Consider the following 15,357-nt stretch of genomic DNA (forward strand, 5'->3'; position numbering starts at 1 on the left):
CTACAATGGAGACAGTACAGCAGGCTGGATTCACAAACGTGGCTCTTGCGACAGAGAAAAAGTAAGCAACTCACGCTGCCCTTAAGACTCTAACGAACCGGTATTCCCAAATGAGATATCCGAGGGAATTGCCAGTATCAAAGGCGTCTTTGTATGCCTACTAACCGATCACAGCAGAGGCAGAGAACTCAGCCTCTTTTTCTCGAACCGTTATAACGAGCGGCTGCTCAGCGGTTTGATCGACATCAATAGAAACGTGTGCACCCTTTACCAAGTGGCCCTGTAGACCCTCTTCAACAAGGAGATCATCTACTATCTTTTGCTCAATCATTCTCCTCAAAGGACGAGCTCCATACGCTGGATGAAACCCCTCTTCAATCAAGAAGCGCTTTGCAGCCACTGTCAACGAAAGCGAACAGTCGTACTTTTCTGCTAGTCGATCTTCAACAAGCCTTAACTCACGATCCAAAATAGGCTGAAGATCTCTTTCTGATAATCGATTGAATACAATTACGTTATCAATTCGGTTCAGAAACTCAGGGCGGAAATGTTGCCCAACGGCTTCCATATACTGGACCTGGTCGTGTTGCCGCGCTTGGTCTTGGTGAGTCGAAGAAAAACCGATTCCCCCTCCACCTGAGCCGCTTGACTGTGCTCCAAGATTAGAAGTGCCAATGATAATCAGATTTCTACAGTCGACTTGGCTACCAGACCCATCTGTTAAGCGGCCCTCTTCCAAGATTTGTAAAAAAAGATTGCATACATCTGGATGCGCCTTCTCAAGCTCATCGAGAAGGAGAATAGAGTACGGTTGTCGACGAATCTTTTCGGTCAATTCGCCCCCTTCTTCATATCCTCGATAGCCAGGAGGTGCTCCGATAAGCCTTGATATGCTGTGCTTTTCCATATACTCAGACATATCCAGCTGAATGATTGCTTCAGGGCTATCAAACATCGCGTTGGCAAGCGTTTTCGTAAGATGTGTTTTTCCAACGCCTGTTGTTCCAACAAAGATAAAACTCCCAATTGGACGGGCCGGATCTTTGAGTCCCGATCGAGCTCTCCTTATTGCCTTGGATATTTCACTAATCGCCTGATCTTGATTAATGACTTCAGAGCGAAGCTCCTGCTCTAAGCCCAGCAGCCGCTCCTTTTCCTCAATGCTCATGCGTGCGACAGGAATCCCTGTAATCAGCGAAGTAACCTCTCTTAGATGGTCCTGAGAGACCTCCGTACTCCCTTGTATTAAGGCTTTTGATGCTGCCTCTTCAAGCAAATCAATCGCCTTATCTGGTTGGTATCGTTTTGGGATATAACGACTAGAAAGTTCAATGGCTAACTCCGAGGTTCCAGCTTCAAAGACTATTCCCTCATAATGCTTCTGCAGTTGTGGCTTAACGCCCTCTTCCAAAATAGCAAGAGTCTCCTCTGAAGACGGCTCGTTAATAACTACAGGTTGAAATCTTCTAGAAAGAGCCCTGTCTTTCTCTATGTAACGCTGATATTCCCGTACTGTCGTAGCTCCAATTACTTGAAGCCCCCCTCTAGCGAGCGCTGGCTTCAATATATTCGCTGCATCTAATCCTCCATTATTACTCGAATCACCAGCCCCGATAATTGTATGTAACTCATCGATAAAGAGGATTACATCGCCTGCTTTTTGCGCCTCAGAAATTACCTTTTTAATTCGCTCTTCGAATTCTCCTCTATACTTTGTCCCAGCGACCATTGCGGTAAGATCAAGCTCAATAAGCCGCTTTCCTATAAAGTCTCTGGGGGCATACTCTGACACAAATAGCTGGGCTAAGCCTTCAGCAATAGCGGTCTTTCCAACACCAGGCTCACCAAGCAAGACGGGATTGCTCTTGGTGCGACGAGCAAGAATCAGAAGAGTGTCTTCAATCTCCTTCTCTCGACCAATGATAGAGTCGAGCTCGCCATGCCTTGCCATTCTCGTTACATCATTTCCGTATTTGTCCAAGAATGGCGTTATTACCCGGTTTTTGGGAGTAGCTGGAAGATGTCCAAGGACTTCCTCTGATTCAGAATATGAATCATGGCGCTCTTCTTCTGGGCTATTCGATTCATCCTCGTCTGATGAAAGTGAAAAATCTTTAAGAGGATTAGTATTCTCCGAGTGCTGATTTCCCTGATTCCGTCCTCTATATTCCCCTAGATTCATGCTTCTTCTGTCCCCCTATGACTGAAATACCTAATGCCATCTTTGGGTATACTAACCAAGTTAACGGACTACTCAAGTTTATATGCCCGAGTCTCGCAACACCTAGAGAGCCTCCGTCCCGCTCACCCTGCAATCTGCGAAAAGCAAGATATTACAATGATCTAGCTGACTCCCTGATGGCCGCCAGTTGCTGGGACTAAAACTATCATCCGCTTTGCAGGAGCGCCGAGAGCCGATTCCCGAAATCACTACATGACAATCGCTCGCCAGTGCGCTTTAAGGAGAAGAGATCTCCTGTTACCGTATTCTCTTTGATCAACTGCCCAAGCGCATGCTCAATTCGCGCTGCTATGTCGGCATAGCCGAGATGCTTTAAGAGCAGTGTCGCGCTCAAAATCAAGGCTGAAGGATTTGCCACGTTCTGACCAGCTATATCAGGAGCTGTTCCATGAACGGCCTCAAATACAGCAACTTTCTCTCCAATATTAATCCCTGGTGCAAGACCAAGCCCGCCAACAAGAGCTGCTGCTGCATCACTCAGGTAATCACCATTTAAGTTAGGAGCAACAAGGATCTCATGCTCTTCAGGTCGAAGAATGAGCTCCTGAAACATCGCGTCAGCAATTCTCTCTTGCACAAGAACTCTTCCATCCGGCACACATCCACTAAACTCTGATACACACTCACCGCGATCGAGAAATCGCTCTCTCAGGATACGCTTTGCCTCATCGACGGCCCAGCTACGGAAGGCTCCTTCCGTAAATTTCATAATGTTTCCCTTATGAACTACGGTGATACGTCTCAGGCTACTATCAAGAGCAAACGCTACGGCTTTCCGCATAAGCTTCCGCGTTGCTTTTTCCGAAATTGGCTTAATCCCGAGAGCGCTTTCTTCTGAAATACTCGCTGGAAGATGCAAAAATTCGTGAAGCGCACGAGCCTCATCACTTCCTGCTGCATACTCAATCCCAGCATATACATCCTCTGTATTCTCACGAAATATCGTAAGATCAACCCGCTCAGGGTGCTTGACTGGACTTTCCACACCAGAAAACCATCGTACTGGCCGGATATTTGCGTAAAGACCAAGCGCTTGTCGGAGGGCCACATTAACACTTCGATGACCCGAGCCCACTGGCGTCTCAGTTGGTCCTTTTATGGCGACTCCAACCTCTTGAATGCGTTCAATGACATGTGGCGGAAGCATATCTTGTCCCTGCTCTAGAGCCGATACTCCAATCCGATGATCCTCCCATTTGATCTTGAGCCCTTGATTTATGGTCGCTGCATCGACTACCTGCTTCATAGCTGCAGTAATCTCTGGACCAATTCCATCACCCTCAAGACACACAACCAGCACTTCATTCAACATATTGCTCTTCTTCCTTCCCTCGCATTAAACCGATGCCGTTACATCGTACATAAGAATCTACTCCCTCTCTCGCTTCATAACAATGAACTCTTCGGATTAATGAGATTTCTTAGTTCCCTCCGACTTTCTCGTATATTTTCCTAAAAGTCATTTTCACTATTAACCTCTGACTCTCTCGTACCGACTCCCCTTTTAACAGCAGTTATAGGTGGTATGATGTTGAAACTTGTCTGTTCCTTTCTTCTCTGTATTGTCGTTGGTCGATGGGGGTATGAAGAATTAAAACTTATCTCCCCAGATTCAATCCCTCGAATTGATTCTATCCTAGAAACAATCACGCCCACTACTCATGACAAGTGGCCGAGTATTAGCTACGAAAGAACCTCGGAGGGGCTGAAGGTAACGCTTATTCCGAATACCGCTGGCAAAACATCGGCAGAGATTCAGAAGGTGCGAGTGATAACTTTTCCAGGACCTTCTCGGATTACGGGGCTCTAGCATTCCTTCACGCCTCGCACTACTGCGAGGCGAAAATCCCACTTTCAGAGGAGGAGGAGGAGGTGCGATAGTGCTCATCGCCACAAATGGCTCTTGTCACATAGTATGCCGCAAAAACGTAAAAAAAGTATAAGACGCTCAAGATGATGAGCAAGAACACTTTCTGCCAACCATAAGCTCCAAAGAGAGGCGAGATCCCAGAAGATGCAATGTAAAACGTATGAAATATAATCAGTACAGCTATGATGCTTAAGGGGGGCCATGCTTGAAACATCATTGCGCAGAAAGCAGGCGCAAGCGAGAACTGGATAAATCGCCTAGCCGTCTTAATGTTCTCACTTTTCTCTTGATAACCTCCCTGAAAAGCTCTTACAAGAATACTCACAGGCTTTGCGAAAAGAAATGGCAGCATTAAATATGCGAGCATAAGTACGAACTGCTGCATGAGAAAGCCAACAGGCTCAACGGCGACATGCTTAAGAAACACCTGCTGTGTGGCATCGTCCACAAAGGGGTAATATGTGCCAGCGGAGAGCGTTCCTACTGTTGGACCAAGTGTTCCAAGTAAGAGGGCGGGGAAATAAATGGCTAAGAACTCATCTTCTCTCTTCTTCGAGCCCGCTATTTCCGTCCACATTTTTCGAGGTGAAACTATAAGCCGAAAGATGCGATTGAAAAATCCTGCTGATACTTCTTCATCCGAAGTTTTATTTGTCTCTCCCGACATAGAGCCTCACCAACCTTTGGCCAGAACCCTATCTCGAATGTTACAGAAAGAAAAGAGCTCTTATCTGCGCATCCTCTTTACTCGTCTTAACTGATTCTATGCTTCTCTTGTACTGAAGGAACTCCACATCAGCCGACTTTCTCTAGTGAGAAGATAAAGCAAGCGAACCTTCAAACGCGCCAGAAGAAGATTGAGACGTAGAAGCAGAGGCCGCAATTATGGCCATCGTTTTCTCTAATTCTTTTATTGGATTCTTTGAATACCAGATAGCCCCAAGCATTCCAGCTCCATCAAATCCCATATCAACTATCTCTGGTATTTGCTGACTGCAAATTCCTCCCAGTGCAAACACTTTATTCCTCGCATTCGAAAGCATTTCTATTATCTCTTCTGGCGAGAATCCCGCTTTGTAATGCGGGCGCGAAATACTGTCAAACACTGGTGAGATAAAAGTATAGTCATAAATCTTCGGGGCATTCTCAAGATCCGATAACGTATGAAAAGAGCTGCTCAACCTCAGCTTCGGAAATTGTTCGAGCAAAAACTCCTGCTGATGCCGCCCTTGATCGGATGCTTGTCGTTGTCGTTCACTTGTATGAATACCACCTACTGGGAATTCGTAGACTAAATCATGAAAGGTATGGAGCGATATTCTCTCCATATATTCCGGCTTGACCAGACTCAACCAATTCTTTAACTCAGTGACTGAAAACATTGGTTTTCTCAGATGAAATAATGGCAGACCCTCTTCAAAAAGAGCGTTAACCAGAGCAACTTCCTCTTCTTGAGATCGGACAACTCCATCTTGAGTCCATTGACCGGGGGTTGATAATAAGACTAGTTCCATAAGCATCTCCTCTTAGGCTCTCCTCGTCGGACCCTTCACAGGTAGCACGATTTATCGAGGTCCCTTTTTAGCTCTCTCCTTCCCCAATACATTTCCACCATTCGTTCCATACTCCACCTGCAACAAGCTGCGGATGGAGCCATATAAGCGACACCTCATCGAGAACGGCTATTTTTCTTCGACAGGCTCACCGACATCGTTATGCTGTTTACAGAATGTACATTACCCAAAAATCCTCATTTCACTCTGACTTTGGACATACCATCATGGGAATTCCAGTATTCCAAAAACGGAGCAAGGGAACAGCACGCCACTAAGTATCTGGAATATTTATTCCTTAAGCAAAGGGGTGATTGGCTTTTTATGAAAACAACCGAATGATCATTCGGTCTCTACCGCGGTCACTCAGGATGAGTCACATATTCACACATTTTCTCCATAAGTATATAGAATGGTTTAGTGTGAAGGAGTTTTTGTGATTAGGTTTATACCTGAATTGATCGCTGCAGGCGCACTTCGAAAACAGCAGCAAAGCTCACGAGATAGCGTTTATAACGCTCTCCGGGAGCAAAGATTATTCAATTCGATTTTAACTTCGAGTATTTACCTGTCTCTTCTTTTTCTGCTCTCCTCTCTCACTCATCAAAGCACTGTTCATGCACAAGGCATACATCAGTTTGGGCCTTCTTCTCTTAAAAATCTGCAACAGGATCTAGAGGAAGAATACGCCTATTTGCCGATGGAAGACTTTCACATGATGTCAAAAGCGCTGGGACTCGCTCCATCCGATCTACGTCTCCGAGCTCTTTTTCATCCTGATGCCGAAAAAGAGCTCGAACAACAACGCGCGCTTAAAGAAGAGTCCGCTGAACGCACCTCGTCCTCTGAATCATCCAAGCGACTCTTTGCACACATAAAACAAAAAGGTGGTGGAACATCAATCATTACCCCAGAGGAGATCATGGCTCCTCACATAAAGTACATGGAAGAAAACAAAGAAAGGATCCTTCAGCTCGCTATCGATAAGCTCACAGAGGGTCAAAAAGCTGCTCAAGAACAATTCACCATCCCTCCTCTTCCGAAATGTCTCCACTCTTACACTGATAAGACAGAGCTGCAGCCAAGAGTCAAAGGAAGAGAGAAAGAGATTATCGGTGACTTTCTCTTCGTCACTCCTAAACATGCCACAACAAGCTCAAAAGAAATCTTTGGAGATTCAGTCAAGTTGATTGTCTATGACTCCTCTAAGCCAAGTCCTTTCGGACTACTCGCTAAAAACTACGAAGTCTCATGCCTCCCCTACCGAGTTCGCTCTACGGGAACGTTTCTCTTTAAACACTACGGAGAGGATGCGCTGAAAAACTTTAACGGAGATCCACACGGTGAAGGCGAAAAAATACTCTAGCGCTCTAAAAAGAGCTCTCTGCACCAGTGTGATTTTCATCACTCCGCTAGCGCACGCTCAGTATCTTGACCCTCTGGTTGACTCAAATCTGATTCAAGACCTTGCAGACTCGGCTCAAGTCGTCAGTGAAATCCTTCCTCCAACCGATACTCTCGGAGTAGGACAAGCCTCGGCTCGGGTTGGTGTTATTGCCGGACAGTCAGAAGCACTTCGAATCGCTTCTGAAGGAACTCGAACAGGATTAGCAGATGAGATTATGCAAACTCCTGCTGAAATTCAGGAACTCGCTATCCGTATACCTGGATTTCCTGGAATACCTGGAACTCCTGGAATACCTGGAACACCGAGCATGTATGAACCAAGAGAAAGAGAGTTTGAAGAAGGGAGTAACGTCGCTGATATCGCTGCTCAAATGCTCTGGGACTGGGGACTGAATGTCTGGGACTTCTATGTCAACTGGGAGTCCGAATGGGAGATCAGCGGTTTATGCAAAAGGAAGTCTTCCTTTTTTCCCCGACAAAAATACTGGTATCCCGCTGTCTGGTTTGAGCAAAGCAGTGATATGTACCGCGGAAAATATCTTGAACAGATGATTGTTCGGCCCCTCTTTAAGGAATGGATAGAAGACGGGACAATAGCTGGTGCTCAAGCCGGTCTTATTGGTCTTAGCGGACTCTTTGATGACCGATATGAGATGGCACAAGAGCTTGCGCCAAGAGAAATCAACCGAGTACGCGCTATTTCAGACCCAAAGGAAGATGGAACCCAAAAGACATACGTTGAACGAACTGAAGCTCTCATAAGCGCTCTCGGGAGCGATGGGGATATTTCTTCTCTTCACGAACCTTTGTATGCCCTCGGGAAAAGCACCATGAAAGGTCTCTCCGGATATGGTGAAGTCAGTGCTCGTGGACGAAATGTCGAGTCCTACCGATTTGTCGGACTCTCTCAATATACAAGCATCCCGACCGCATTTTTAGGAAACTGGCATACAAGCTATAGTGAGTCTATTCCCTTTGTCCACAGAACAGACAACCCGTTGATCTATCCCTACACAAGAAATCAAAGCACTCTCGATCTCCTTCTCTTAATCCGAGGTCAACCACAAAATCTTAACTTAGGTGCCCTTCCGGGCAACTGCTTAGCATTTAATTATCTTGACCAGCCTTTAGGTGTCGACTTTGATGGAGAATTCGGACTTCTTTCAAAGATACATCCGGATGAGCCAAGTCTCGCTACGTTAGCACTGAACGCCAATAGTCGAAAATGTCTTCGAGGAAGCTCTATCTATCCTCTTACAAACTTCGTTGCAGGTGGTAAAAACTTTAAAAATGCTTTTTATACGAAATTTCTTCGTATGAATAAGCTCTCAGATCTCTACTCCTTTGGTCTTCCATATATGAGACTCCCCATGTTTCATCACTATAGCGGGTATGGAAGCCGATTTCGGAGTAAAATACAGATCCACGACTCGAGCTTTGATGGCGATGACGAACCCCATCGAATCAACCTGAGTACTCTCTCTACTCCTTGGACAAATCCTGGATACAATAATGAAAGAGGAGCAGGAGGCGGCGATGGTGGCATTATTACTGGACTAGATAACGGACGAAAACTTGATATTGGAAGTGGTGTTGAATGGCATCGATATGACCTCTGCAGGCCTGGATATAGACCTCTTTATCCAAGAAAGCGGCAGATAAAAGGCCACGAACGGTATACGGGGTAATACGGGAAAGAGAATGATGAGATATATCGCGATAATACTGTTTTCCCCTCTCTTCCTTCTTGTATCGCAAGAAGTCTCTGCTGATCCTTCAGCACACCGTCCTGACAGATTCTTTCAGCAAGGATATGTAAAGGGCGCCATGAAAAATAAAAGCTCGGTAAAAACACCCCGACCTTCTCATTCTTCGATGAAGCCAATCCATAAAACACCACCTCCTCAAGAAATAACGCAAGAAGAGCTCGCTCAGGAAGACACGGAACAAGACTCTCTTACTCTTATAGATAGCTCAAATGAAAAGGAAGAGAGCCTTGAGCAAGAAAAAGAAGAAAAGACTATTCCTATTCAATCTCTCGCTCTCATTATTAACGCCTCAGAAGTAGATGAGTCCTTCTCTCTACTCGCGAATATGTCGAACATCTTAAAACAGTTCGATATACAGCCAGAAGCAGTTTATACCATGCAAATACCTCAATTCTTCGTTCGGGATGCTTCCTATGACTGGGCAAATATCATTATTCGGGGTGGAAGAATTGCCATGAACCGTAAAATCGTAGAACAATATAATATTAAGAAGGTTCCTACATGGATCGCAAGAACCGCTGTGGGAGATGTCGTACTAGAAGGCTATCAGGATATCTCCTCATTTCTTAATCTCAAGGGAGAGCTAAGAAGAGCGCAACTTGAAAATCTTCGTGAAGATCTGGAAGTAAATCCTGACAAACAAAGCATCATCCCCGCAGGACTGCCGAATGTAATGGATCAGGAGACTGCTACTGCAATAAAAACAATGGCAACGTTTGATAAAAAAGATGTTCTTAAAAAACTTCTGGAAGTACAAAATACGTCTTCTTCAAATCAGATCTTGCCAGAACTACAAAGAAAAGAGGCCGCCTATGAAAAATAAAGCCCTTTATCTACTTCCATTTCTATCCTTTCTCTTGATGACTGCCTGCTATGATGTCCCGTATCTCATTAAACCTGAGTCAGAGGGAATATTCGTTGAAGACGCTCTCGGTGAATGGAAGTCAATTAAGCAAACAGCTCAATCAAGGACTATTACTCTCTCCATAACAAGAGAAAGCGCTAAAACAAACTGGTATGCCATTAAAAAAGTTGACTATCCCACAAAAGAAGTCAGATTCTTACGAGCTCTCGTTCACAAAGTGGGAGAACACCTCATTTTCTCTTATCAAGATAACAAATTTAAAGATTTCTCCATCTTTCGAGTCTCTCTTGATACCTCAATCTCTCCACCACAAATTAACGCTATTGCTCTTAGTGAGGATGCACCCCGATTCAAAACAAAAGAGGAGTTCATAAACTTTCTCCTCTCTGAAGACGCCAACTCATGGTTTAAAGATGGGTACACTTTTAAAAAAATTAGTGAAAATGGTTAACAATCAACCTCTCTTAAAATATTTTTAAGGACGTCAGTTCTCTTATACTCCTCTTCGTTCGGCATCTCTTACCCTTTTCGTTTTGTTCGTCACACGGTAATCTCATCTTCTATGAATCGAGTCGCTCTTTTCTTGCACTTCCTCTTTGTTTGCCTTGGGATATACTTTCTTTTAGCTGTTCAAATAAATGGTTTTGCGAACGATCCTGGAATTGGCTGGCATCTCAAAACAGGAGAATTCATAAGCACAACAAGGCAAATTCCACAAAATGATCCTTTTCTTGCCACGCCCCTATCAAAAGAAAGCTTCTCGGCGCAAATGCCCTTAACACAAACCATTCTGGCAAAAAGAGAATGGATTGCAGATCAGTGGCTAGGAGACTATCTTCTCTTTAAACTCTATCAATTTGGAGGTTTTCCCTCGCTCTATTTGATGGGCGCAATACTCTTTCCTCTCCTCTTCTTCGGACTCCTCTTTCAAGGTGTCCGGTTACAGCCAGTCTCTCTTCTTGCCGCCTCGATTGCGTCGGCGCTTGCCTTCAAGGCAAGTCAAGTACACTTTATCCTTCGACCCGTTCTGTTCGGAATTGGACTTTTTCTTTTAACCACCATTTGGCTTTATCACCTAATAAAGCAAGATAGCCGTCAACCGCTGCACTTATGTCACTACCTGACGGGATCTGCATTGTTTTTTCTCTGGGCAAATACCCATCCAACATTTCCTCTTGGATTAATGCTCGTTTGTATCTTCATAGTGCATCGAATTGCCCATCGAGACATGAATCAGAAAAAGATGTATAGACTTTTGCTTGGCGATTTTCTGCTTTTTTCTGCCTGCCTCGGTGCAACTCTCATGAATCCATATGGAATATCTCTTCATACTTCAATCTTGACTCTCGGGAAGAGCGCCTATTTCATGCAGCTTCATGAAGAGTGGCTGCCAATGAACTTTGCAGAACCAGAAGGGCAGTTTTTTATTGCTATGATTACCTTTGGAATTATAGGCGCTGCCTTTTTATCACGAAGAAATGGTCTTAAATCGCTATTCTTTCTCTTTGCCTCAAGCACTCTGTTTGCTCTTCTTGCGATTCGTTCTGTAAGAATTCTACCGTATGCAGCTATTCTCTTGTCATTTCCGACGGCCATAGGGCTTTCTTCTCTTTTTGAATTCGGAGCCTCGCGAACGAACGCCCCATTGAAAGATTTTTTTCAGATATGTACTACTAGAAATCCACGCAAGCTTTTTGTAGAAAATATCGCGCTAGGTGCATGCCTTCTCTTTCTTATTCTCTTTTATTGGAACTCCTCAACGCTTCCATTTACAAATACAACAATGGCATACGGGCCAGATACAGGACGATATCCTATTCAGGAAGTCCTTACGCTCAAGAAGGAAGCTGAGGCCTCAGGAAACGTATTCATCTTAGGTGCCCATCCGAATTACGGCGGAATTATAACGCTCTATGGCTATCCAGAGGTTCAAGCCCTTATCGATGACCGAAACACGCTAATTGGAGAGGAGTTCCACAAGAAAACTCTTCAGGCTCTATGGGGCAGTTCTCCAGAAGGATTCTTTCTCCGTCAGGGAGCAACTCACTTACTTCGAGTGAAAAATGATTCTTCTGAGTCTACGCAATCCCCCTTTCGGATCATATCGCTCCGAGACTGATCCTTCGTTAATTGCGAGTTGGACAAAAAAGAAAAGTTTGCGTTGCAAGAACGTCCATTTAGCGAGAAAATCAAGAGGTAGAAGACAAAGTGAGGTTTTACTCATGGATCAAATGACAACAAAAGAGGATATCGTATCTGCACTCTCCCATCCCGAAGCATCGGATGGTCTCTACTTAGACAATCTTCAGATTGTTCACGAAGAGGAAGAGCGGCTCCCCGTTAGAGGAACGCAGCTTGAAATTTTAGATGCTCTGAAGACACTGATCGAAGAGGGAAGGGTAAGCACGGATGAATCAGGAGAGAAAGTTATTTTCTTTCTTGTAAAGTAATCTGCGTGCAGATGAGCAATTACCGGCTCGTCTCTGTACGCTTTCGTTCGTGATGATTGCTCCAAAATACGCCCTCGTTCCATAGTGAGAGTGTAGTTATAAAAAGTGGCGGAAGGCTTCTCTCCCTTTCAAGATGTCATGGTTCAAATATAAAAATACCTACACTATGAACTCTATCTACACTATGAACTCTACCTACATATGAACTCTACCTACGCGATCAACTCACTGTGGCCCCTTGTTCTTGATATCGTTATTCTCTTATTAAGCTGTGTTGCTGGTGGAAGCATCGCTTCCCGATTTGGACAAAGTCCTATTGTTGGTTATCTCCTCGCGGGAATGCTTTTAGGAGGACCCGCAGGAGTCTCGCTAGTCGGATCGCAACAAGAAATAGATCTTATCGCAGAGCTTGGCGTCTCGCTCCTACTCTTCAGTCTCGGATTAGAATTTTCATGGCGACAGCTGCGATCATTTGGAGGAAAAACGCTTGTTGCTGGATTGCTGCAAGTCATGCTCTCCCTCCTTGTCTTTACTGTAATTGCTCTTGTTTTTCAGTGTGATATTCGCTCTGCACTAGCCATTGGAGCAATTCTTTCTGTAAGCAGCACTGCGTGTGTTTTAAGAGTTCTCTCAGATAGAGCAGAGCTTGATAGCTCACATGCAAGAGATGCTATCTCCATACTGCTCGTACAAGATATTGCAATTGTACCACTAGCATTACTACTCCCCATACTTGGAGCTGGGGGTGAAGCGCGTGAAGTATCCATGCTGATTGGAAATGCGCTTGGAAAAACTCTTCTCCTTATTGGTAGTATTGCTCTGTTTGTTCATTTTTTTGCACTGAAAATCTTTGGCATCCTTTCCATAGAAGAGAATCGTGAACTTGCAATTCTCTTCGGGGCTGCTATCGGATTTGGTGCAACGTGGACTGCGCATGAGCTCGGTCTTTCTCCTGCAATCGGTGCTTTTCTTGCCGGAATGTTTCTTGGAAGCTCTCCGTTTGCAACTCAAGTACGAGCAGATATTACTCCCATCAAAACACTTCTTCTTGCTCTCTTCTTTGGGGCTGCTGGAATGGCAGCAAATCCAGTGTGGATCGTGAAACACTTTCCGCTTGTATTGGTAGCAACCGTTTTCTTAATTGCAATTAAGGCCTCCCTTGTTGCTGGAATTCTCTCTTTCCTTGGTCGCCACCTTTCACTTAGCCTTGCAACTGGTCTTATCATATCACAGGCAGGCGAGTTTGCATTTGTTCTCGGAACTCTTGCAATGCAATACGATCTTATTAACGGCGAGATCTATCTTCTCATTATTTCTGCAACAATTATATCTCTACTCGTCTCTCCTTTTCTCATCTCTCATGCATCTTCACTTGGAGGACGAGTTGCGCAAATACTCGGGATGAGTATTTCAGCAATGAACAGAACAAAACAGACAAGCGAAAAGATTGAAGTCGTAATTATTGGTTTTGGTCCTGCGGGAATTCTTGCCTCAGAAGCATTTGCCGAGTATGGCAAGAGACTCCTTGTTATAGATTTAAATAAAGAAGCGATGGCTCGTGCCACAAAATTAGGATTCTCGAGCCTTATTGGGGATGCCTCTGTTCTTGATGTGCTCGCACATGCGGAAATACATTCAGCAAAAATCTTTATCCTGACTTTGCCTCATCATGCTGCATCCAAGAAAGCGATACGCCATATCCGTGTCCTTGCTCCTGAATCACTGATTATCGTCCGGGCTCGACATCAATTTGAATTCGAAGCATTGAAAAATAGTGGTGCTCACGGTGTTGTTGGAGATGAGGAGCAGGTAGGGAGGGCGCTGAGAGAAATGGCTCAGGAGTTCAGTCAGCAGGTTCCCGAAGAACGAGAGATCGCACCTGAAGTCAAATAAAAGAGGGGCTGGGGGGCTCTTCTCATCCAAAGAGAGCCGTAATAACAGCACCTTATCCCTGAAGGTTGTCCCCCACCCTCAATCCTTGTTATATTCTATATAGAATTATACTAGAATCGTATGCTTTCAGGATAAAGGCCCTAGCCATGGCAATCTCACCTCGACGAAATACTTCTTTTCGCCAACACCTCTCTCGATCTGGCAAGCAATCTCTTACGCTCACGTCCTTTCTTCAAAGAGGACTCCTCTGGCCTGCTGAAGAGCCTGTTACTTCTTTACAAAAAAATCAGACAAAGAGAGGCCGAAGGCCGTATCCGTCGCGATCGTTCCCCTATGCTTCAGATTTTATTACGCCCTTCGGAGTTGATGCCATCGACTCCCATCTTCCTTATGGGGGTCTCTTATCAGGAGTTATACATGAATGGTTTCTAGCACAGAGAAAAGATGTGCCGGACAATCCACTTACAAATCAAATACTCACCCCTCTTTCTCTACTCACATTTCTTGTTGGAAATGCTATTTCCGAGCTTATAAAAGACAGAGGTGTTTACTTCGACTCTCAACATGATGCTCTCCTGAATCAAGAGGCTTATTCTATAAAAAACAAATGTCAAAGCCTCCTGAAGTGGAATCGATATATTTTCTGGATTGGGAAAGAGTGTTGGCCATCGCCATATGCACTCTGTAAAAACTTACCTCTCGCCTCACTTATGAATAGCTGTATATTTATTGACGCAAGAGATGATGCAGAGAAACTCTCTTTTCTTGATATCATTCTACGCTCTCCGGCAACATTTGCTGTCGTCGCATATCTTAAGAATCTCTCAATCGCTGAAAGTAAACGACTGACTATTGCTGCGGCCTCTCATGACGCCTCAAATGGACGAATTGCCTTCATCTGTCGTCCTGTAAGTGCAGTGAGAACACTATCAACATCTCAAACTCGATGGAGACTTACACCCATCGCAGCAGATTCTCTCATTACAGGTACCGCTCCTAACCTACCGCCACTTGCCTGGAAATTAGAGCTCATTAAGCAAAAAGGACTTCAAGCAAAAATACGGAATTGGAAACTCTTACTACGCGAAAATATTTCCACTCAACAAAAACCCCTATTAACGGCCTTCCCCTTAATAAAGACAGATACTTCTACTGAGCCTTATGACACAGCAGACACATCAGCAACAGATACATCAGCAACAGATACATCAGCAACAGATACATCAGCAACAGGCAAAGCGACCTCCTTCATATCTTTGCCTTCACCTTCCCGAATGGTCAGTTGAGCGCAAAGCGAGAGTTCTTGGT

13 protein-coding genes are annotated in these 15,357 nt (G+C 44.7%); 9 read left to right on the plus strand and 4 right to left on the minus strand.

What is annotated here, in order from left to right:
• Window positions 1-160: 160 nt before the first annotated feature.
• Window positions 161-2,182 (minus strand): ATP-dependent Clp protease ATP-binding subunit, encoded by a 2,022-nt coding sequence (locus EBR25_03125; GenBank protein ID NBW39976.1) that lies wholly within the window; start codon window positions 2,180-2,182, stop codon window positions 161-163.
• Between the two features lie 205 nt (window positions 2,183-2,387).
• Window positions 2,388-3,554, minus strand: a complete 1,167-nt coding sequence (locus EBR25_03130; GenBank protein ID NBW39977.1) for an NADP-dependent isocitrate dehydrogenase — start codon at window positions 3,552-3,554, stop codon at window positions 2,388-2,390.
• Window positions 3,555-3,770: 216 nt separating this feature from the next.
• Here EBR25_03130 and EBR25_03135 point away from each other — a divergent pair, with 216 nt between their 5' ends.
• On the plus strand, window positions 3,771-4,052 hold the full coding sequence (locus tag EBR25_03135; protein NBW39978.1) for a hypothetical protein: 282 nt from the start codon (window positions 3,771-3,773) through the stop codon (window positions 4,050-4,052).
• 19 nt (window positions 4,053-4,071) lie between these two features.
• Here the strand turns inward: EBR25_03135 and EBR25_03140 are convergent, their stop codons facing one another.
• The gene (locus tag EBR25_03140; GenBank protein ID NBW39979.1) at window positions 4,072-4,779 is read right to left on the minus strand and encodes a hypothetical protein; all 708 of its coding nucleotides are present in this window, start codon (window positions 4,777-4,779) and stop codon (window positions 4,072-4,074) included.
• A gap of 142 nt (window positions 4,780-4,921) precedes the next feature.
• A complete protein-coding gene (locus tag EBR25_03145) occupies window positions 4,922-5,632 on the minus strand; it encodes a thiamine phosphate synthase (GenBank protein NBW39980.1) in 711 nt (236 codons plus the stop codon).
• A 469-nt stretch (window positions 5,633-6,101) separates the two neighbouring features.
• On the opposite strand from EBR25_03145, the gene EBR25_03150 reads away from it, so the two are divergent.
• The 8 genes from EBR25_03150 (at window position 6,102) to EBR25_03185 (ending at window position 15,335) form a co-directional block, all read left to right on the plus strand.
• Entirely contained in the window at window positions 6,102-7,031 is a 930-nt protein-coding gene (locus tag EBR25_03150) for a hypothetical protein (protein NBW39981.1), read from the plus strand.
• Window positions 7,009-8,760, plus strand: a complete 1,752-nt coding sequence (locus tag EBR25_03155; protein NBW39982.1) for a hypothetical protein — start codon at window positions 7,009-7,011, stop codon at window positions 8,758-8,760. Before EBR25_03150 ends, EBR25_03155 begins: the two co-directional genes overlap by 23 nt.
• A 16-nt stretch (window positions 8,761-8,776) precedes the next feature.
• Entirely contained in the window at window positions 8,777-9,664 is an 888-nt protein-coding gene (locus EBR25_03160; protein ID NBW39983.1) for a hypothetical protein, read from the plus strand.
• Window positions 9,654-10,157, plus strand: coding sequence for a hypothetical protein (locus tag EBR25_03165; protein ID NBW39984.1), 504 nt, complete (start codon window positions 9,654-9,656; stop codon window positions 10,155-10,157). The genes EBR25_03160 and EBR25_03165 overlap by 11 nt, the downstream gene beginning before the upstream one ends.
• A gap of 111 nt (window positions 10,158-10,268) precedes the next feature.
• Window positions 10,269-11,825, plus strand: a complete 1,557-nt coding sequence (locus EBR25_03170) for a hypothetical protein (protein ID NBW39985.1) — start codon at window positions 10,269-10,271, stop codon at window positions 11,823-11,825.
• Window positions 11,826-11,928: 103 nt separating this feature from the next.
• Window positions 11,929-12,156, plus strand: a complete 228-nt coding sequence (locus EBR25_03175) for a hypothetical protein (GenBank protein NBW39986.1) — start codon at window positions 11,929-11,931, stop codon at window positions 12,154-12,156.
• Window positions 12,157-12,357: 201 nt separating this feature from the next.
• Window positions 12,358-14,049, plus strand: a complete 1,692-nt coding sequence (locus EBR25_03180) for a sodium:proton exchanger (GenBank protein NBW39987.1) — start codon at window positions 12,358-12,360, stop codon at window positions 14,047-14,049.
• A 146-nt stretch (window positions 14,050-14,195) separates the two neighbouring features.
• Window positions 14,196-15,335 carry a hypothetical protein gene (locus EBR25_03185; GenBank protein ID NBW39988.1) on the plus strand — a complete coding sequence of 380 codons (1,140 nt, stop codon included), beginning with the start codon at window positions 14,196-14,198 and terminating at the stop codon, window positions 15,333-15,335.
• The last annotated feature ends 22 nt before the right edge of the window (window positions 15,336-15,357 follow it).

It is taken from the genome of bacterium, assembly GCA_009926305.1.
Classification (GTDB): domain Bacteria; phylum Bdellovibrionota_C; class UBA2361; order UBA2361; family RFPC01; genus RFPC01.